This window comes from Enterobacter sp. RIT418, from assembly GCF_003057745.1.
In the GTDB taxonomy this organism is placed as follows: domain Bacteria; phylum Pseudomonadota; class Gammaproteobacteria; order Enterobacterales; family Enterobacteriaceae; genus Enterobacter.
In genome coordinates this window covers 296235-314677 of record NZ_QBJD02000002.1, presented here as the reverse complement: position 1 = coordinate 314677, position 18443 = coordinate 296235, and the positions used below count along the sequence as shown (strand labels likewise).

Here is an 18443-nt window from a genome sequence, read left to right as displayed (position 1 = left end):
TGATAGCGCATGAGTATGGCATGAAAGCGGCTCAAGTGAGTTAGCATTGAATGAGGTTATGCATAATGATTCGATCTCAGAAGCACAACGTATTACGCTCAGACGCGTTATCCGGCAGAATGCCGATTCTGTCCGGGGCCGTTCTCCCTTTAAACGGGTATTTGCGCTTATGAAATCTTTGAAAATTGCCGTCAGCCGCGAGCTGGTGTCCGCCGTCTCAACGCACCGCGAAAAGGTGACGCTGGACAACACTGACTTTACCGACGTGGCGGCAGTCGTCATGACGGCCGCGGAAAGCGGCAGCGGTATCCTTGCTCTGCTGAAGCGCACGGGCTTTCAGCTGCCGGTGTTTATCTTCTCGCAGGAGCCGATGGCGCTGCCGGACGGCGTTACGGCGATCGTTTCCGGTAAGGCGCAGGAGTTTCTGGAACTGGAGTCTGCCGCCGCGCAGTACGAAGCGGCGCTGCTGCCGCCGTTTTTTGACACCCTGAGCCAGTACGTCGCGATGGGGAACAGCACCTTTGCCTGTCCGGGCCATCAGCACGGCGCGTTCTTCAAAAAGCACCCGGCGGGAAGGCAGTTCTATGATTTCTTTGGCGAGAACGTGTTTCGCGCCGATATGTGCAACGCCGACGTTAAGCTTGGCGATCTGCTGATCCACGAAGGTTCCGCCAAGCACGCGCAGAAGTTTGCGGCAAAGGTCTTCAACGCGGATAAAACCTACTTCGTGCTGAACGGCACCTCGGCGGCCAATAAAGTCGTCACCAACGCGCTGCTCACCCGCGGCGATCTGGTGCTGTTTGACCGTAACAACCACAAGTCAAACCACCACGGCGCGCTGATTCAGGCGGGTGCCACGCCCGTCTATCTCGAAGCCGCGCGCAACCCGTTTGGCTTTATCGGCGGCATTGACGCTCACTGCTTTAGCGACGCGTACCTGCGGGATCTGATCCGCGAGGTGGCGCCGGAAAAAGCGGATGAGCCGAGGCCGTTCCGCCTGGCGGTGATCCAGCTTGGCACGTACGACGGGACGATCTACAACGCCCGTCAGGTGATCGACAGGATCGGCCATCTGTGCGACTACATCCTCTTCGACTCGGCGTGGGTAGGCTACGAGCAGTTTATTCCGATGATGGCCGACAGCTCGCCGCTGCTGCTGGAGCTGAACGAGAACGATCCGGGGATCTTCGTCACCCAGTCGGTGCACAAGCAGCAGGCCGGGTTTTCGCAAACGTCGCAGATCCATAAAAAGGACAACCACATTCGCGGCCAGGCGCGCTTCTGCCCGCACAAGCGGCTGAACAACGCCTTCATGCTGCACGCCTCTACCAGCCCGTTTTATCCGCTGTTTGCCGCGCTGGACGTCAACGCCAAAATCCACGAGGGCGAAAGCGGGCGCAGGCTGTGGGCGGAGTGCGTGGAGCTGGGCATCGAGGCGCGCAAGGCGATCGTCGCCAACTGCCATATGATCAAACCCTTTATCCCACCGACGGTGGCGGGGCGGCCGTGGCAGGATCACGCTACCCACACCATTGCCCGCGAGCGGCGCTTCTTCAGCTTTGCGCCGGGCGCGAAGTGGCACGGCTTTGAGGGCTATGCGGACGAACAATACTTTGTCGATCCGTGCAAGCTGCTGCTGACCACGCCGGGAATTGATGCCGAAACGGGGGAGTACGCGGAGTTCGGCATTCCGGCCACCATCCTCGCCCACTACCTGCGTGAAAACGGCATCGTGCCGGAGAAGTGCGATCTCAACTCGATCCTGTTCCTGCTGACGCCCGCGGAAAGCGCCGAGAAAATGGCGCAGCTGGTGGCGATGCTCGGCCAGTTCGAGCAGCACATTGAAGACGACACGCCGCTGGCGAACGTGCTGCCGACCATCTATCAGAAGTATCCGGTGCGCTACCGCGACTACACGATCCGCCAGCTGTGTCAGGAGATGCACGACCTGTACGTCAGCTTTAACGTGAAGGATCTGCAAAAGGCGATGTTCCGCCGGGAGAGCCTGCCCGCGGTGGCGATGAATCCGCAGGATGCGAACCGGGAATACGTTCGCGGCAACGTGGAGCTGGTGCGCATCCGCAACGCCGCCGGGCGCATTGCTGCCGAAGGGGCGCTGCCGTACCCGCCGGGCGTGCTGTGCGTGGTGCCGGGGGAAGTGTGGGGCGGCGCGGTGCAGCGCTACTTCCTGGCGCTGGAAGAGGGCGTCAACCTGCTGCCGGGCTTCTCGCCGGAGCTGCAGGGGGTTTACAGCGAAAAAGATGCGGACGGAATTAAGCGGCTGTATGGGTATGTGTTGAGATAGTGCGGGCTGTTGCCCTCACCCTAACCCTCTCCCACAGGGAGAGGGAACTTTTCTTCAAACCGCACTACGTTTATACATCCTCCTCGGGTGCCCAATCTTCCCGTACAGCATCTCCACGCTCAGAAACCCCGCCTCCACGCAGTGCTCCAGGTAGCGCCGGGTGGTGGTTTTGCTCAGCCCCGTTTCGCTTACCACCTCGTCCACGGAAAAACAGTGCGTCGTCCTGTCGTTAAACAGCGCCTGTACCCGCGCCAGCGTGTTCTCCTCAATGCCCTTGCTGCCGTTGTCCTGGCGGTAGTTTTTTGCCTGAAGCTGATACAGCGAGTCAACGTTCTGCTGGTCAACGATCTTCCACACGCGCTGCTGCTCCGCGAACTGCACGAAGCGCTCCAAAGACTGGCTCAGCCGCTTCCAGGAGACGGGCTTGAGAATATAGTCGAACGCGCCGTTGCGGATGGCCTGGCTGCATGTGTCCATATCGCTGGCGGCGGTGATAAAAATCACCGAACAGTTGGCGCGGGCCAGCATTGGGTTGCCGATCAGCGTAATGCCCTTGCCGTCCGGCAGATAGTTGTCCAGCAGCATCAGCTGCGGCCGCTTGCTTTCCAGCTGACTATGCGCGTCGGCCAGCGATGACGCCACGCCGACCAGCCTCAGGCGCGGATGTTTAGCGATAAGCTCCGCGTGCAGCTGCGCCAGCTCGTGTTCGTCTTCAACGATCAGTACGTCGATAAGTTCATGTTGCATAGTCGGTATCTTCCAGTTCCTGGGCGGGACGCCGGGCGGCTCCCGCGGCGGGAATAAACAGTGAGAAAATGGCCCCGCGCGGCGCGTTATCCGCCACTTCAATGGTGCCACCGGCCTGAGCGACATAGCTTTCAATCAGGTACAGGCCAATGCCGTGATCGCCGCGGGTTTTGGTGGTGATGCCGCGTTCAAATATTTTTTCCCGCAGGGCCGGGCTGATGCCCACGCCGCGGTCGGCCACTTCAATAATCAGCTCGTGCTCGTTCAGCTTGATCAGCACCTCAACCGGCTCGTGGGGAAGCGGCGCGCGCTGCGTGGCTTCGATGGCGTTATCCAGCAAATTGCCGATTATCGAAATCAGCTCGGACTCCAGCAGCGGCGCGAACGGTTTATCCATCCGGCACGCCGGGTCGAAGTTCAGCTCCACGCCTTTCTCCCGCGCGCGGGCGGCCTTGCCCAGCAGCAGGCCGCAGAGCGTGGGCGAGCTAAAGCGCGACGAGATAAAGTCCAGCAGCTCCTGCGCGTGTTCCGACTGCGCCTGAATGTAGCCAATCGCCTCTTCATAGCGCCCCATATGCAGCAGGCCGGAGAGGGTCGTCATGCGGTTGAGCTGCTCGTGGCGCATGATGCGCAGGTTATCCACGTAGCGCTTCACCTGGCTCAGCTGGGCGCTCAGCGAGTCGATCTCGTTGCGATCGCGGAAGGTGATCACCCAGCCCTGCAGCGAATCTTCGAGCATGATCCGCACCCGGCTGGCGATCACGGTGAGATCGTTAAAGCGGCAGATCTCATCGTGGGTGTCTTTTGCCAGCATGGTCTGCGGCGCAAAGAACGGCACGGGCGCAATCACCTGGCCAATCAGCTGTCCGCGCAGCGCGCGGGCGGGCTGGCTCAGGCCGAGCAGCTTGCGCGCCGCCTGGTTGATCACCTCGATGCGCAGGTCGTCGTCAATAGCGATAACCCCTTCGTAGATCGACTCCATCATTGCCTTTTGCTGGCGCACCAGCAGGCCGATCTCGCGCGGCTCAAGGGAGAAAATCTGCTTCTTAATGCTGCGGGTAAAGAACCACGAGAAGATAAACAGCGCGACCAGCAGCAGCAGGGCGGCAATCAGAATATTCACCACTTTATTTACGGTAATGGTATCAAGATAGCTGGTGAGATACCCCACCGAGACAATCCCCACCACCTGCCCCGCATCGTTAAAGATGGGCGCTTTGCTGCGCAGCGAAATGCCCAGGCCGCCCTTGCGGATGGTGGTGATGCTCTGGCCGTGGAGCACCGCGTCGTTATCCCCGCCGACCAGCGTTTTGCCCACCCTGTCGGCAAAGACGGAATGGAAAAGATGCAGCCCCTTGTTATCGCCAATGACAATAAAGCTGGCGTCGCTGTGCGCGGCTATTTTTTGCATGAAGTCGTGAATGGCCTGGATATCTTTCTCTTCAACTTCCCGGCGTAAATTAGGAATAAGCGCAATTTCTTCGGCCTGTATTTTCGCCCGCGCGCTCATTTCCTGATAAAGCTGTCGGCCAACGTCGACATAATAATATCCGCCCAGCAGTGCAAACAGCACCGAGAAAAAGGCGACCAGCGAAATAAACAGCTTTATCTGAAACGATACTTTCATCACTATCACGCACGGAATCATTGAATTTGGGCAATATATCACCTTTTTCCCGACCGGCGCGGGTTTTGCCGAAAAGTTGTGATCCCTTGCACAGCGCAACCTGGAAAAGGTTTGTCTTAATAAACCGCTGTCTTAAGGATTAATTAACCTTATCGATTTGCTCATCCGCACGTGAATAGAAACCATAAAAACCACGGCGATAAATAAGCGATAAATCACATAAAATAAAAGAAACCATAAAAACCATAGCTGCCATTAAAACTTCGCGCTGAATATGTCATTCCTCACATAAAGTAAGCCTTTGCACCCCTAAGCTGAACGTACAAAATAACTAAGGGGCTTATTATGAGCACGACTGACGATTCTTTCTCTGTTACCCACGACCCGATTGAAATTCAGCGGCCATCGCTCAAGGAGCGCTGGTGGCATATTATGGATACCTGGAAAGTCGGGATTATTCCTCTGCCGCTGTTTGTATTAGCGGGAGCGCTCATCGCGATTGACTGCCTGGGCGGAAAGCTGCCGAGCGACATCGTGGTGATGGTCGCCACGCTGGCCTTCTTCGGCTTTGCCTGCGGCGAGTTCGGCAAACGCCTGCCGATTGTCGGCAAGCTGGGTGCGGCGGCGATTTGCGCCACCTTTATCCCTTCCGCGCTGGTCTACTACGGCCTGCTGCCGAACGTGGTGGTCGAGTCCACCACCAAATTCTACAAATCCACCAACATTCTCTACCTCTACATCTGCTGCATCATCGTCGGCAGCATCATGAGCATGAACCGCACGGTGCTGATTCAGGGCTTCCTGCGCATCTTCTTCCCGATGCTGTGCGGTGAAATCGTCGGCATGATTGTCGGCATGGGCGTCGGCATGGCGCTGGGCCTGGAGCCGTTCCAGATCTTCTTCTTTATCATTCTGCCGATCATGGCGGGCGGCGTCGGGGAAGGGGCGATCCCGCTCTCCATCGGCTATGCCACCCTGCTGCACATGGACCAGGGCGTGGCGCTCGGCCGCGTGCTGCCGATGGTAATGCTCGGCGGCCTGACGGCAATCATCATCTCCGGCTGCCTGAACCAGCTCGGCAAGCGCTACCCGCACCTCACCGGTGAAGGCCAGCTGATGCCTAACCGCGCGAATGCCGATGCGGGCGTTTCTCAGCCCGCGTTCTCCGGCAAGGCGGACGTGACCACTATCGCCTCCGGCGCGCTGCTGGCGGTGCTGCTCTACATGCTGGGCATGCTTGGCCACAAGCTGATCGGCCTGCCCGCACCGGTTGGCATGCTGTTTATCGCCGTGCTGGTGAAGCTGTGCAACGGCGCCTCTCCGCGCCTGCTGGAAGGATCTCAGGTGGTCTACAAATTCTTCCAGACCTCCGTCACCTATCCGATCCTCTTCGCCGTTGGCGTGGCGATTACCCCGTGGCACGAGCTGGTCGCCGCCTTTACCGTCAGCAACCTGCTGGTGATCGTCAGCACCGTTTCGGCGCTGGTGGCGACGGGCTTCTTCGTGGGTAAAAAGATCGGCATGCACCCGATTGACGTTGCCATCGTCTCCTGCTGCCAGAGCGGGCAGGGCGGCACCGGCGACGTGGCGATCCTGACCGCAGGCAACCGCATGAGCCTGATGCCTTTCGCCCAGATTGCTACCCGCATCGGCGGCGCGATTAACGTCTCCGTCTCGCTGCTGATACTCGGCAACTTCCTCGTTTAAGTTTTCAGGAAAAAACAATGAAACTCGCAAGCTTTTTACACCAGGGAAAACGCAGTTACGGCATCGTCCAGGCCGACGGCGTGATTGATTTAGGCCGCCGCCTGGGCGACCGCTACGGCGACCTCAAGGCGCTGCTGCAGGGCAACGGGCTGGCGCAGGCCACCCGCTACCTGAACGATGCGGTGGACGTGCCGATGAGCGCCATCACCTTCCTGCCGGTGATTGAACGCCCGGAAAAAATCCTCTGCGTGGGCATGAACTACGCCGACAAGCGCAAGGAGTTTGACCAGCACAACCCGGCCCCGACGCTGTTCGTCCGCTTCCCGGACTCCCAGACCGGGCACAACGCGCCGGTGCTGAAGCCGCGCTGCTCCAGCGAGTTCGACTATGAGGGCGAGCTGGCGGTGATCGTCGGTAAAGGCGGGGAGAACATCCGCCGCGACGACGCGCTGCGCCACGTGGCGGGCTACAGCTGCTACATGGATGGCTCCGCGCGCGACTGGCAGCACACCTGGTTCACCGCCGGCAAAAACTGGCGGCAGACCGGGGCGTTTGGCCCGTGGATGGCGACGGCGGATGAGATCCCGGACCCGCACCAGCTTGCGATCCGCACCTGGCTGAACGGCCGCATGGTGCAGGAAGACAACACCAGCAGCATGATCCACAAGGTCGCGGAGCTGATCGAATACATCAGCACCTTTACCCGCTTAAGCCCGGGCGACGTGATCATCACCGGATCGCCGGGCGGCGTCGGTAAAAAGCGTAACCCGCCGCTGTTCATGAAGGAGGGCGATCGCATTGAGGTGGAGATCGAGCGCATCGGTCACCTGAGCAACGTGATCGTCGAAGCGCCGGAGCAGGCGCTTTCGGCGACGCACTGAGAAAGGCGGCAGCATGCACACGCATTCCACCGTTGAGTTTCGCCACACGCTGGTGGCGAAGCACCCGGAGCGCCTGAGCCAGATCCGCTACCTGCTGGCCGACAGCGGCCTCGGGCTGGACAACGACATCGAGCTGTTCGTCGAGGCCTGGTCCGGCCCGCAGCTGGTGGGCTGCGCCGGGCTGGCCGCCAACGTCATCAAGTGCGTGGCGGTCAACGAGCAGCTGCGCGGCGAGAACCTCAGCGCGCGGCTGCTGGCGGAAGTGGAGAACGCGGCGCTGGAGCGCGGCCATTTTCACCTCTTCCTCTGCACCCGCCCGTGCAACCGGGAGCGGTTTGGCCGCAGCGGCTTCTGGCCGATTGCCCAGAGCGGCAACAGCGCGGTGCTGATGGAGAACGCGCCGCAGGGGATCGAACGCTACTGCCGATCCCTGCGCTCGAAGCGCAAGTGCGGGGAGAAGATCGGCGCGATCGTGATGAACGCCAATCCGTTCACCCTCGGCCACCGCCATCTGGTGGAGCAGGCGGCGGGTCGGTGCGATGCCCTGCACCTGTTCGTGGTGCGCGAAGACGCCTCGTTCTTTCCGTTCCGCGCGCGCATTGAAATGGTGCGCGCGGGCGTGGCGCACCTGCCGAACGTGGTGGTTCACGAAGGCTCGCAGTACATCATCTCCCGCGCCACCTTTCCGGCCTACTTCCTCAAGGAGAGCGGCAAGGTGCAGCAGGCGTGGAGCGAGATCGACGTGCTGATCTTCCGGGACTTTATCGCCCCGGCGCTGGGCATCACCCACCGCTTTATTGGCTCGGAGCCGTTCTGCGATATCACCCGTCAGTACAACCAGACGCTGCACGACCTGCTCGCCACGCACATCGAGGTGGTGGAGATGCCGCGCCTCAAGGCCGCCGGCAACGCCATTTCGGCGTCGGAAGTGCGGCGTTTACTCAAAACACAGCGGTTTTCCCGGATCCGGGAGATCGTCCCGGACTCCACCTTCGCGCACCTCGAAGCGCACTATCGCGAGCGTGCGGAAGTTGCATAACTACCAGGAATTGAACATGAAAATTGTAAGGGAGGCGCTGGCCGGAACGCAGGAGTCCAGCGACCTGATGGTGAAAATCGCCCCCGCCGACGGCGAGCTGGAGATTGTCATCCACAGTGAAGTGATGAAGCAGTTTGGCGAACAGATCCGCCGGGTCGTTAACGACACCCTGCGCGCCATGAGCGTGCGCCAGGGATTAATCATTATCGAAGACAAAGGGGCGCTGGACTGCGTCATTCGCGCCCGCCTGCAGAGCGCGCTTCTGCGCGCCGCCGACGAGCAGGCCATCGGCTGGGAGGCGCTGAAATGAGCAAACTCCGCCGCAGCATGCTGTTCCTGCCGGGCGCCAACGCCGCCATGCTCTCCACCGCCTTTATCTACCGCCCGGATTCCATCATGTTTGACCTTGAGGACGCGGTGGCCCTGCGCGAGAAAGACACCGCAAGGATGCTGGTGTTCCACGCGCTGCAGCACCCGATGTATCAGGATATTGAAACCGTGGTGCGCATTAACCCGCTCAGCACGCCGTTTGGCCTGCGGGATCTGGAGGCCGCCGTGTACGCGGGCGTGGACGTGATCCGCCTGCCGAAAACCGATACGCCCGAAGACGTGTATGAACTTGAAGGCCACCTTGAGCGCATCGAGCGCGAGTGCGGGCGCGAGGTCGGCTCCACCCGCGTCATGGCGGCGATTGAATCGGCCATTGGCGTGATCAACGCCGTGGCGATTGCCCGCAGCTCGCCGCGCCTGATCGGCATCGCGCTGGCGGCCTTTGACTACGTGATGGATATGCAGACCGAGCGCGGCGACGGTACAGAGCTATTTTACGCCCGCTGCGCCGTCCTGCATGCCGCCCGCGCCGCGGGTATCGACGCGTTCGACGTGGTGTGGTCTGACGTGAACGACGAGGCCGGATTCCTGCGCGAGGTCGATCTGATCCGCAAGATGGGCTTTAACGGCAAATCGCTGATTAACCCGCGCCAGATTGACCTGCTGCACAACGCCTACGCGCCGACCCAGCAGGAAGTGGATCACGCCAGGCGCGTGATTGAAGCCGCGGAAGAGGGCGAGCGCAACGGCCTGGGCGTGGTGTCGCTCAACGGCAAAATGGTTGATGCGCCGATTATTCACCACGCGCAGGTGGTGCTTGAGCGCGCGGCGGCCTCCGGCGTGCGTCGGTAAGGATGAGATAATGAATCAGACAGAACTTCTTCACGTGAATTTTCCCCATCTTCGGGACCTCAAACCCTTTGAAACGGCCCACAGCGCGACGCCGTGGCTGGCGGATAGCGACGCGAAGCACAACCGCAAGCTCTGCGCCTCCGTTGAAGAGGCGGTAGCGCGCAGCGGCTTAAAGGACGGCATGACCATCTCCTTCCACCACGCGTTTCGCGAAGGCGACCGGGTGATCAACTCCGTCGTGGCGCTGCTGGCGAAAATGGGCTTCAAAAACCTGACCCTGGCCTCCAGCTCGCTGATGACCTGCAACGACGCGCTGATCGAGCACATTGAAAGCGGCGTTATCACCCGGATTTACACGTCGGGCATGCGCGGCAAACTCGCGGAGGCCATCTCCCGCGGGCTGATGGACGAGCCGGTGCAAATCCACTCCCACGGCGGGCGCGTCAAGCTGCTGCAGAACGGCGAGCTGAACATCGACGTGGCGTTTCTCGGCGTGCCGTGCAGCGATGAGTTTGGCAACGCCAACGGCACGCACGGCAAATCGTGCTGCGGTTCCCTGGGCTACGCCATGGTGGACGCGCAGTTTGCCCGTAAGGTGGTGCTGCTGACCGAAGCGCTGGTGCCGTTCCCCAACATGCCCGCCAGCATCGTGCAGGACCGCGTGGACTACGTTGTGCAGGTCGAGAGCGTGGGCGATCCGGCGAAAATCAGCGTCGGCGCGGCGCGCGTCACCAGCAACCCGCGCGAACTGATGATTGCCCGCTACGCGGCGGACGTCATTGAACACTCCGGCTACTTCAAACCGGGCTTCTCGATGCAGACCGGCTCCGGCGCGGCGGCCACGGCCTGTACGCGCTTCATGGAAGAGAAGATGGAGCGCAGCGGCGTGAAGGCGCGCTTCGCGCTCGGCGGGATCACCGGCAGCCTTGTCGATCTGCACGAGAAAGGCCTGATCGAAACGCTGCTCGATACCCAGTGCTTTGACGGCCAGGCGGCGGCCTCGCTGGCGCGCAATCCGAACCACGTGGAGATCTCCACCAACGTTTACGCCAACCCCGGCAGCAAGGCGGCAAGCTGCGACCAGCTCGACGTGGTGATCCTCAGCGCGCTGGAAATCGACGTCGAATTTAACGTTAACGTCATCACCGGCTCCGACGGCGTGATGCGCGGCGCGTCCGGCGGCCACTGCGACGTGGCCGCAGCGGCGAACCTGACTATCGTCGTCGCGCCGCTGCTGCGCAGCCGTATTCCGACGGTAGTAAAGCGCGTCACTACCCGCCTGACGCCGGGCGAGAGCATCGACGTGCTGGTCACCGATCACGGCATTGCGGTGAACCCGGCGCGCCCGGAGATCCGCGAGCGGCTGCTGGCGGCGGGGCTACAGGTCGTGGATATCACCGCGCTGTATGAGCGGGCGATATCGCTGACCGGCGAGCCAAAGCCCATTGAGTTTACCGACAAGATCGTCGGCGTTATCCGCTACCGCGACGGCAGCGTGATTGACACCGTGCGGCAGGTGAAGGAGTAAGTATGATTTCAGAGACACCCGTACGGGCGGGTGTCAGCCTGGACGAGCTGCTGGCGGCGAAAGAGCGCCGCGTGGCCCGTCAGGCTGACTGGCTTGCCCACTATCATCAACCGGTTATCTCGCTCACGCTGGTGACGCCGGGGGAAGTTAAAGACAGCCTGCGCTACCGCAACACGATGGGCGTGGCGCTGCAAATGTGCGATCAGCTGCTGTGGGAGATGCGCTGGCAGGTGCTGGACCGCCAGGTGCTGTGGCTGCCGACCGGGCCGGAAGCGCTGTGGTGCGTTGCCCATCCGGCGGCGGAAATTAAGGCCCACTGCGCGGCGCTGGAGCAGACGCACCCGCTCGGCAGGCTGTGGGATCTGGACGTCATCTGCCCTGTAAACGGCCACGTCGGGCGTCAGTCCCTGGGGGCAAATTTGCGCCGCTGCCTGATCTGCGACGAGCCCGCCCACGCCTGCTCGCGCTCGCGCAAGCATCCCGTTGAGCAGGTCGTGGCCCGCGTGGAGAAGACGATCGATGACTGGTTTGCTCGCGACTAAACCGCGCCCGGCGGACGTGCCCGCGCTTGCCGAAGCGGCGCTGTGGCAGGAGCTGGAGCTGACGCCGAAGCCGGGGCTGGTGGACAGGCTCAATAACGGTTCCCATCGCGATATGGACCACGCGCTGTTCGTCCGCAGCATTGCGGCGATTGCGCCGTGGTTTTCACGTTTCGCTGAACTTGGTCACGCGCATGCCGATAAACCCGCTGACGCACAGCTACGGATTATCCGCCCGATGGGGATGGCCTGCGAGCAGGCGATGCTGGAGGCAACGGGAGGCGTTAACACGCATAAAGGGGGCATTTTCGCGCTCGGCCTGCTCTGTTTCGCCGCCGGGCGTGTGAAAAATCTCTGTGCAGACAGCCTCTGCTGTGAGGTGAGTAACATTTGCCGCGGGCTGGTGGCGCGTGAGCTGGCGGCACGGCGCGGGCAGGCGACGGCGGGGGAGCGACAGTATCAGCTGTACGGCATGACCGGCGCGCGCGGCGAGGCGGAAAGTGGTTTTGCCACGGCTCGCAGGGCGCTGGACGCGTGGAGCGGACGCTCGCTTCACGGGCTGCTGCTGCGCCTGATGTCAGTCAATCAGGACAGCAACCTGGTGTCGCGCGGCGGCATTGACGGGCTGCGCTACGTTCAGGGCTACGCGCGGGACCTGCTGGCTAACGGCTGGGATAATCAGGCGCTGCTTGATATGGATAACGCATTGATTGAACGGAACCTGAGTCCGGGCGGCAGCGCGGATTTGCTGTCGGTGGGGTGGGTGCTCTCTGCAATAAAATAGCCGGGTAGCGCTGACGCTTGCCCGGCCTACGGTCTGGTTTTGCAGGCCCGGTAAGCGAAGCTGCCACCGGGCACAACAGTTAATGCGCTACCGGCTGCGCACCGTTTGGCACGCGAACGTGCTTGTACTTGAACAGCGCGATGAACGCGAAGAACAGCACCAGCGAGTATGCGGCGAAAATCAGCCACACCGGCTGCCAGTCGGTGATGCCGTTGGTGGTGTACATCTCAACCACTTTACCGCTCACCACGCCGCCCAGAATACAGCCGAAGCCGTTGGTCATCATCAGGAACATGCCCTGCGCGCTGGCGCGAATTTCAGGCTTCACTTCTTTTTCCACAAATACCGAACCGGAGATGTTGAAGAAGTCGAAGGCGCAGCCGTAGACAATCATCGACAGCACCAGCAGCACGGTGCCGAACGGGCTTGGGTCGCCGTAGGCGAACAGGCCGAAGCGCAGCATCCACGCCGCGATGCTGATCAGCATCACGTTCTTAATGCCGTAGCGGCTCAGGAAGAACGGTATGGTCAGGATGAACAGCGTCTCGGAGATCTGCGAGATGGACATCATCACCGACGCGTGCTCAACGATAAAGCTACCGCTGAACAGCGGGTTGTTATCGAAGCTGTGCAGGAAGGTGTTGCCGAACATGTTGGTGATTTGCAGCTCCGCGCCCAGCAGCATGGAGAAGATAAAGAAGATCGCCATGCGCTTGTTTTTGAACAGCGCGAAGGCGTCCAGGCCGAGCATGGTGCTCCAGCTCTGGTTTTTCTGCTGGTTAGAAACCGGAATGGTGGGCAGCGTCAGGGTGAACAGCGCCAGCAGCACGGAGAGCGCCGCGCCGATGTAGAGCTGCATGTGGCTCAGCTCAAAGCCCGCGAAGCTCACGCCCCACATCGCCATGATAAAGCCGATGGTGCCCCAGATGCGGATTGGCGGGAAATCGGTCACGATATCCAGTCCGGCAGACTTCAGGCGGTAGTAGGAGATGGTGTTGATCAGCCCAAGCGTTGGCATATAGGCCAGCGAGTTAAGCAGGATCACCATGAACATCGCCCCCGGCGTGGTCACTTCGGCCGCCATAAACAGCGTCCCCGCCCCCACCAGATGGCAAAGCATGTACAGCCACTTCGCGCTTAGCCACTTATCCGCCACGATGCCCAGCAGCGTTGGCATAAAGACCGCCGCGATGCCCAGCGAGCTGTAGACGGCACCGATGGACGCACCGTCGAACTTGAGCGTCACAAACATATAGGAGCCGAGTGTAGTCAGCCAGCTACCCCACAGGCAGAACTGCAGAAACGACAATATTTTAAGCTGCAGCTTAAGGTTCATGTTACTTTCCTCACAAGTGAGCGGGAGATATGTTGTTATAGGAACATTCAGGGTTGTTATTTGATGCAATTCTATCAGCAGGTGAGGTTATGTTTTGTTACCTCCCGCAAAAAAATGCAATCCATATTAATTTGCAGACTGGATTGTGATGCAAATAACGTTTTCGTATGGGGGGGAGTGGGTGCGGTTTGTTCCCCTCACCCTGCCCTCTCCCCAGAGGGGAGAGGGTGTTCAAGTTCCCTCTCCCCTCTGGGGAGAGGGTTAGGGTGAGGGGCGTTAGTTTTCTAGCGGCGGCGATAGCTCTTCTGCGCCGTATTCACTTTGTACAGATAGCGGCGGGATTCCGCCGACGGATGGCGCGTAGTCAGCGTCGAGTAGACGTCGCCCGGCGCCATGCTGTTGATGATGTTGGCCGCCTGCACCTTATCGTTTGAGAACACCCGCAGCACGCTGCCCGCGCCGCCGTTGTAGGCGGTGATCACCGCGTAGCGGCGTGACGTCGGGTTATCAATCCCGCCCAGGTACACGTTGTTCAGCATCGCCAGATAGGCGGTGCCGGTATCAATGTTGCTCTGCGGATCGAAAAGATAGCTGCGGCTCGGCGTGCCCGATTTCCCCTGCGAGCGGAAGACGTCTTTACCGGCGCTGTGCTGCACCACCTGCATCAGGCCCAGCGCGTCGGAACGGCTCACCGCGTACGGGTTAAACGAGGATTCGGTCTGCATGATCGCCAGAATCAGCGACTCTTCCACGCCGTATTTACGCGACGCCTGGCGCACCATGCCGAGGTACTTATGCGCACGCTTGTCGAGGTGGTTCGGCACCAGGTTAATGGTGACGCTATAGATAATCTTCAGGCCGTTTGTGCGGCTCTTCATGCGCGTTTGCAGCAGGTAGTCGGCAAACTTAGTGGCGCGTCCTTCCCAGCGGATCGGCTGGCCGGTATTGTCCACGACCTGGCCGTACAGGAACGGCTCTTTGGAAATGGTGATGTCGTCGGCGTCGGAATAGAGGTCAATCGAGCCGGGATCGTCGCCCATCAGCAGGGTTTTGATAATCGCCTGGCGCAGGTGCGCGGCGGGCTCGGTCCCCGAAATGGTTTCGATGGTAATCGTACCGTCATCAAAGTTGATGTGGCTACGGGTTTGATAGGCGTCGGTGTACTTAACGTAGTCCTTCGGTCCGGCAATAAGAACTTCGTTAAATCCCCAAATGTTTTCGATGTTATGGGCAAACTGCCCCATCAGGATGTCAAAACCGTTGGTGTCCTTAACCCAGGCTTCGTTGTAATCATCGCCTTTTTTTGAGGAACACGAGACAAGCAACGGCGCAACTAGAGCGAGCGCTAATAATTTTTTCATCATTCCGGGAGTGCGTGTTGTGTTTGCTTTAACGGCGGGGCTTCCCCCGCACGCAGTTATTTTTCCGGCGGCGTATAGCCTTCGATGTGTACGTCTTTGCCTTCAAACAGGTAGTTCACCATCTCCTGCTCCAGCAGCTTGCGGTGTTCCGGGTTCATCATGCTGAGCTTTTTCTCGTTGATCAGCATGGTCTGCTTTTTCTGCCATTGTCCCCAGGCTTCTTTGGAGATCTCGTTATAGATGCGCTTTCCCAGGTCGCCCGGGTAGAGCTGGAAGTCCTGGCCTTCAGCGTCGCGCTGCAGGAAAGTACAAAAAATGGTTCTGGCCATAATCATTCCTCTTTTGTTGCCGGTGCTAAACCATTGCACCAGCACGTAATTGCTGTAACAGGCGCTCCACGGGAGCCGCCAGTCCGACTGATGGCGGTTGCGCTAAGTTATACCAGAGACCGCTCCCTTCATCCATGCAGGCGGTGAATGAAGACACGGGAAGCCACATAGGCACAATATCCAGATGGAAATGGCTGAAGGTGTGGCGAAACGCGGTCTGCTGCGTGAGGTTATCGGCAGCGATTCCGCGCTGTTCAAGCCACGCGCGTAATGCTGTTTCATCTTCAAACTGTGGGAAGCAGTATAGACCACCCCACAGGCCGCTCGGCGGGCGCTGGGCAAGGTAGACTTCATCGCCGTGCTGCATCAGCAGCATATACCCGGTGCGCTCCGGCAGCGTTTGCTTGGGCTTTTTGCCCGGATACTGCGCCCATGACTGATTGGCGTAGGCCACGCAGAGGTTATTGACCGGGCAGAGCTCGCACTTCGGCTTTGAGCGGGTACAGACCATCGCGCCGAGATCCATCATCGCCTGGTTAAACCGCTCGACGCCTTTAGCGGGCGTAACGTCTTCGCTAATCTCCCACAGGCGCTTTTCGACCTCTTTTTTGCCCGGCCAGCCGTCGACCGCATAGCAGCGGGCGAGCACGCGCTTCACGTTGCCGTCGAGGATCGGGAAATGTTTGCCTAAAGAAAGGGAGAGAATGGCGCCCGCGGTTGAGCGCCCGACGCCGGGTAAATCAGCCACTTCGTCGAAGGTTTCCGGGAATTTGCCGTGATGACGCGTCGCCACCTGCTGCGCCGCCTTGTGCAGGTTGCGCGCGCGGGCGTAGTAGCCCAGCCCCGTCCACAGGTGCAGCACCTCGTCTAGCGGCGCGTTCGCCAGATCCGTGACCGTAGGAAAGCGCGCCATAAAGCGTTCGAAATAGGGAATCACCGTTGCAACCTGCGTTTGTTGCAACATCACCTCGGAGAGCCATACTTTGTAGGGCGTTTTTTCAATTTGCCAGGGCAGGGTTTTACGGCCGTATTTGTCGTACCATTCCAGCACCTGGGCTGAAAATTGAGAGGCTTGCATGGTCATCGATTCGCATATTCAGGGACGCAGATTGCAGCACAGCGCCCATCCGCTGTAAACCGGATCTTTCCCATGCTTGCATAGACGCCTTAACTTTGGATAATGCCCGTTTCCCGAACACTCTCACAAGCAGACAACTCTTTTATGAAAAACGACGTCATTTCACCGGAATTTGATGAAAACGGTCGCCCGCTGCGCCGGATTCGCAGCTTTGTCCGCCGTCAGGGCCGCCTGACAAAAGGGCAGCAACACGCGCTGGACAACTACTGGCCGGTGATGGGCGTTGAGTTCAGCGAGCAGCCGCTCGACTTTACCGAGCTGTTTGGCCGCGATGCGCCCGTGACGCTGGAGATCGGCTTTGGCATGGGCACCTCGCTGGTGACCATGGCGAAAGCGCGCCCGGAGCAGAATTTCCTCGGCATTGAGGTGCACTCGCCGGGCGTAGGCGCATGCCTGGCAACGGCGCACGAAGAGGGCGTTGAGAACCTGCGCGTGATGTGTCACGACGCGGTGGAAGTGCTGCACAAAATGATTCCTGACAATTCTTTGAACATGGTTCAGCTCTTTTTCCCTGACCCATGGCACAAAGCGCGTCATAATAAACGCCGTATCGTTCAGGCGCCGTTTGCAGAGCTGCTGAAAAGTAAGCTAAAGCTGGGCGGCGTTTTCCATATGGCGACCGACTGGGAACCTTATGCAGAGCACATGCTGGAAGTGATGTCGTCTCTGGACGGGTATAAAAACCAGTCTGCAAGCAACGACTATGTACCGCGTCCGGACTCACGTCCGGTAACGAAATTTGAACAGCGTGGCCATCGTCTTGGCCACGGCGTATGGGACTTAATGTTCGAGAGGGTAAAATAATGGCAAAGAATCGTAGCCGTCGTCTGCGTAAAAAAATGCACATCGAAGAATTCCAGGAAATCGGTTTCTCCGTTGCGTGGCGTTTCCCGGAAGGCACCAGCGTTGAGCAGATCGACCAGGACGTTGATGCGTTCATCAACGACGTGATCGAGCCGAACAAGCTGGCCTTTGACGGTAGCGGCTACCTCGCGTGGGAAGGGCTGATCTGCACCCAGGAAGTGGGAAAATGCACCGAAGAACATCAGGCGCTGGTGCGCAAATGGCTTGAAGACCACAAGGCGGAAGATGTTCGCATCAGCGAACTTTTCGACGTTTGGTGGGACTAATAAAGCAAGTAAGGGGCCAGCATAAGCTGGCCCATTTTGTCTGAGGGAGTGTTTAAGATGCGCAAAACGTTGCTGGCTGTTGCTTTAATGGCAATCGGAACCACCGCTCATGCGGATTATCAATGTAGCGTCACCCCGCGTGACGACGTGGTGTTAAGCCCGCAAACCGTGCAGGTCAAAGGCGAGAACGGCAATCTGGTGATTACCCCGGACGGCAGCGTGACCTTTAACGGCAAAGCGTATAACCTGACCGCCGCACAGCGCGAGCAGGCGAAAGATTACCAGGCCGAACTGCGCACCGCGCTGCCGTGGATTGACCAGGGCGCATTAAGCCGCGTTGAGAAAAGCCGCGTGGCGCTGGATAAGATCATCACCAAAGAGGTGGGTGAGAGCAGCAACATGCGCACCCGCCTGACGAAGCTGGACAAGCAGCTCAAAGAGCAGATGAACCGCATTATCGAGCACCGCACCGACGGCCTGACGTTCCACTACAAGGCGATTGATGAGGTTCGCGCCGACGGGCAAAACCTGGTGAACCAGGCGATGGGCGGCATCCTGCAGGACAGCATTAACGAAATGGGCGCGAAAGCCGTGCTGAAAGGCGGCGGTAACCCGCTGCAGGGCGTGCTGGGCAGCCTGGGCGGCTTGCAGACCTCGATTCAGAACGAGTGGAAGAATCAGGAAGCAGATTTCCAGCAGTTCGGCAAAGACGTGTGCCAGCGCGTGGTGTCGCTGGAAGACAGCCGGAAGGCGCTGGTGGGGACGCTGAAGTAATTCACTTCGCCCCTCACCCTAACCCTCTCCCCAAAG

Annotated in this window: 18 protein-coding genes; 12 read left to right on the top strand and 6 right to left on the bottom strand. The window is 59.8% G+C overall.

Annotation, left to right across the window (positions count from 1 at the left end; genetic code table 11):
* Positions 1–169: 169 nt before the first annotated feature.
* Positions 170–2305 (top strand): ornithine decarboxylase, encoded by a 2136-nt coding sequence (locus DBY73_RS03750; protein ID WP_112009864.1) that lies wholly within the window; start codon positions 170–172, stop codon positions 2303–2305.
* A 54-nt stretch (positions 2306–2359) separates the two neighbouring features.
* Here the strand turns inward: DBY73_RS03750 and DBY73_RS03745 are convergent, their stop codons facing one another.
* Positions 2360–3052 (bottom strand): response regulator, encoded by a 693-nt coding sequence (locus DBY73_RS03745; protein WP_112009863.1) that lies wholly within the window; start codon positions 3050–3052, stop codon positions 2360–2362.
* Entirely contained in the window at positions 3042–4679 is a 1638-nt protein-coding gene (locus DBY73_RS03740; RefSeq protein ID WP_112009885.1) for a sensor histidine kinase, read from the bottom strand. Before DBY73_RS03740 ends, DBY73_RS03745 begins: the two co-directional genes overlap by 11 nt.
* A 345-nt stretch (positions 4680–5024) precedes the next feature.
* Between DBY73_RS03740 and DBY73_RS03735 the strand changes: the two genes are divergently transcribed.
* From DBY73_RS03735 to citG, 8 genes are read left to right on the top strand one after another with little or no spacing between them, the layout of a single operon-like run.
* Positions 5025–6386, top strand: a complete 1362-nt coding sequence (locus tag DBY73_RS03735; protein ID WP_112009862.1) for a 2-hydroxycarboxylate transporter family protein — start codon at positions 5025–5027, stop codon at positions 6384–6386.
* Positions 6387–6403: 17 nt separating this feature from the next.
* Positions 6404–7267: a fumarylacetoacetate hydrolase family protein gene (locus DBY73_RS03730; RefSeq protein ID WP_112009861.1), complete on the top strand. Its 864-nt coding sequence runs from the start codon at positions 6404–6406 to the stop codon at positions 7265–7267.
* A gap of 13 nt (positions 7268–7280) precedes the next feature.
* Complete coding sequence (gene citC, locus DBY73_RS03725) at positions 7281–8306, top strand: [citrate (pro-3S)-lyase] ligase (protein WP_112009860.1); 1026 nt, start codon at positions 7281–7283, stop codon at positions 8304–8306.
* Between the two features lie 16 nt (positions 8307–8322).
* The gene (gene citD / locus DBY73_RS03720) at positions 8323–8616 is read left to right on the top strand and encodes a citrate lyase acyl carrier protein (protein ID WP_112009859.1); all 294 of its coding nucleotides are present in this window, start codon (positions 8323–8325) and stop codon (positions 8614–8616) included.
* Positions 8613–9488 (top strand): citrate (pro-3S)-lyase subunit beta, encoded by an 876-nt coding sequence (citE, locus tag DBY73_RS03715; protein ID WP_112009858.1) that lies wholly within the window; start codon positions 8613–8615, stop codon positions 9486–9488. Before citD ends, citE begins: the two co-directional genes overlap by 4 nt.
* Before the next feature lie 10 nt (positions 9489–9498).
* Positions 9499–11016: a citrate lyase subunit alpha gene (citF, locus tag DBY73_RS03710; protein WP_112009857.1), complete on the top strand. Its 1518-nt coding sequence runs from the start codon at positions 9499–9501 to the stop codon at positions 11014–11016.
* A 2-nt stretch (positions 11017–11018) separates the two neighbouring features.
* On the top strand, positions 11019–11558 hold the full coding sequence (gene citX, locus DBY73_RS03705) for a citrate lyase holo-[acyl-carrier protein] synthase (RefSeq protein ID WP_112009856.1): 540 nt from the start codon (positions 11019–11021) through the stop codon (positions 11556–11558).
* Positions 11536–12339 carry a triphosphoribosyl-dephospho-CoA synthase CitG gene (gene citG, locus DBY73_RS03700; RefSeq protein ID WP_112009855.1) on the top strand — a complete coding sequence of 268 codons (804 nt, stop codon included), beginning with the start codon at positions 11536–11538 and terminating at the stop codon, positions 12337–12339. Before citX ends, citG begins: the two co-directional genes overlap by 23 nt.
* Positions 12340–12418: 79 nt before the next feature.
* Here the strand turns inward: citG and DBY73_RS03695 are convergent, their stop codons facing one another.
* The 4 genes from DBY73_RS03695 to mutY all read right to left on the bottom strand — a co-directional run bounded on the left by DBY73_RS03695 (position 12419) and on the right by mutY (position 16443).
* Positions 12419–13675: a nucleoside permease gene (locus DBY73_RS03695; protein WP_112009854.1), complete on the bottom strand. Its 1257-nt coding sequence runs from the start codon at positions 13673–13675 to the stop codon at positions 12419–12421.
* A gap of 284 nt (positions 13676–13959) precedes the next feature.
* Positions 13960–15036: a membrane-bound lytic murein transglycosylase MltC gene (mltC, locus tag DBY73_RS03690; RefSeq protein ID WP_112009853.1), complete on the bottom strand. Its 1077-nt coding sequence runs from the start codon at positions 15034–15036 to the stop codon at positions 13960–13962.
* Positions 15037–15092: 56 nt separating this feature from the next.
* Positions 15093–15365: an oxidative damage protection protein gene (locus DBY73_RS03685; RefSeq protein WP_042321942.1), complete on the bottom strand. Its 273-nt coding sequence runs from the start codon at positions 15363–15365 to the stop codon at positions 15093–15095.
* Positions 15366–15390: 25 nt separating this feature from the next.
* Positions 15391–16443: an A/G-specific adenine glycosylase gene (gene mutY, locus DBY73_RS03680; protein ID WP_181573198.1), complete on the bottom strand. Its 1053-nt coding sequence runs from the start codon at positions 16441–16443 to the stop codon at positions 15391–15393.
* A 144-nt stretch (positions 16444–16587) separates the two neighbouring features.
* On the opposite strand from mutY, the gene trmB reads away from it, so the two are divergent.
* The 3 genes from trmB to DBY73_RS03665 are packed head-to-tail and all read left to right on the top strand — an operon-like array spanning position 16588 to position 18407.
* Positions 16588–17307, top strand: a complete 720-nt coding sequence (trmB, locus tag DBY73_RS03675) for a tRNA (guanosine(46)-N7)-methyltransferase TrmB (RefSeq protein ID WP_112009851.1) — start codon at positions 16588–16590, stop codon at positions 17305–17307.
* On the top strand, positions 17307–17633 hold the full coding sequence (locus DBY73_RS03670) for a YggL family protein (protein ID WP_112009850.1): 327 nt from the start codon (positions 17307–17309) through the stop codon (positions 17631–17633). The genes trmB and DBY73_RS03670 overlap by 1 nt, the downstream gene beginning before the upstream one ends.
* A 57-nt stretch (positions 17634–17690) precedes the next feature.
* On the top strand, positions 17691–18407 hold the full coding sequence (locus DBY73_RS03665) for a DUF2884 domain-containing protein (protein ID WP_112009849.1): 717 nt from the start codon (positions 17691–17693) through the stop codon (positions 18405–18407).
* Positions 18408–18443 lie beyond the last annotated feature (36 nt).

What these genes read in the sequence shown, in the direction of transcription:
- DBY73_RS03735 (WP_112009862.1), top strand. Translation starts at nt 5,025, where the DNA reads ATGAGCACGACTGACGATTCTTTCTCTGTTACCCACGACCCGATTGAA.
- trmB (WP_112009851.1), top strand. Translation starts at nt 16,588, where the DNA reads ATGAAAAACGACGTCATTTCACCGGAATTTGATGAAAACGGTCGCCCG.
- citD (WP_112009859.1), top strand. Translation starts at nt 8,323, where the DNA reads ATGAAAATTGTAAGGGAGGCGCTGGCCGGAACGCAGGAGTCCAGCGAC.
- DBY73_RS03740 (WP_112009885.1), bottom strand. Translation starts at nt 4,679, where the DNA reads ATGAAAGTATCGTTTCAGATAAAGCTGTTTATTTCGCTGGTCGCCTTT.
- citG (WP_112009855.1), top strand. Translation starts at nt 11,536, where the DNA reads ATGACTGGTTTGCTCGCGACTAAACCGCGCCCGGCGGACGTGCCCGCG.
- DBY73_RS03670 (WP_112009850.1), top strand. Translation starts at nt 17,307, where the DNA reads ATGGCAAAGAATCGTAGCCGTCGTCTGCGTAAAAAAATGCACATCGAA.
- DBY73_RS03685 (WP_042321942.1), bottom strand. Translation starts at nt 15,365, where the DNA reads ATGGCCAGAACCATTTTTTGTACTTTCCTGCAGCGCGACGCTGAAGGC.
- DBY73_RS03665 (WP_112009849.1), top strand. Translation starts at nt 17,691, where the DNA reads ATGCGCAAAACGTTGCTGGCTGTTGCTTTAATGGCAATCGGAACCACC.
- citX (WP_112009856.1), top strand. Translation starts at nt 11,019, where the DNA reads ATGATTTCAGAGACACCCGTACGGGCGGGTGTCAGCCTGGACGAGCTG.
- mutY (WP_181573198.1), bottom strand. Translation starts at nt 16,443, where the DNA reads ATGCAAGCCTCTCAATTTTCAGCCCAGGTGCTGGAATGGTACGACAAA.
- DBY73_RS03730 (WP_112009861.1), top strand. Translation starts at nt 6,404, where the DNA reads ATGAAACTCGCAAGCTTTTTACACCAGGGAAAACGCAGTTACGGCATC.
- citF (WP_112009857.1), top strand. Translation starts at nt 9,499, where the DNA reads ATGAATCAGACAGAACTTCTTCACGTGAATTTTCCCCATCTTCGGGAC.
- DBY73_RS03750 (WP_112009864.1), top strand. Translation starts at nt 170, where the DNA reads ATGAAATCTTTGAAAATTGCCGTCAGCCGCGAGCTGGTGTCCGCCGTC.
- citE (WP_112009858.1), top strand. Translation starts at nt 8,613, where the DNA reads ATGAGCAAACTCCGCCGCAGCATGCTGTTCCTGCCGGGCGCCAACGCC.
- mltC (WP_112009853.1), bottom strand. Translation starts at nt 15,036, where the DNA reads ATGAAAAAATTATTAGCGCTCGCTCTAGTTGCGCCGTTGCTTGTCTCG.
- DBY73_RS03695 (WP_112009854.1), bottom strand. Translation starts at nt 13,675, where the DNA reads ATGAACCTTAAGCTGCAGCTTAAAATATTGTCGTTTCTGCAGTTCTGC.
- citC (WP_112009860.1), top strand. Translation starts at nt 7,281, where the DNA reads ATGCACACGCATTCCACCGTTGAGTTTCGCCACACGCTGGTGGCGAAG.
- DBY73_RS03745 (WP_112009863.1), bottom strand. Translation starts at nt 3,052, where the DNA reads ATGCAACATGAACTTATCGACGTACTGATCGTTGAAGACGAACACGAG.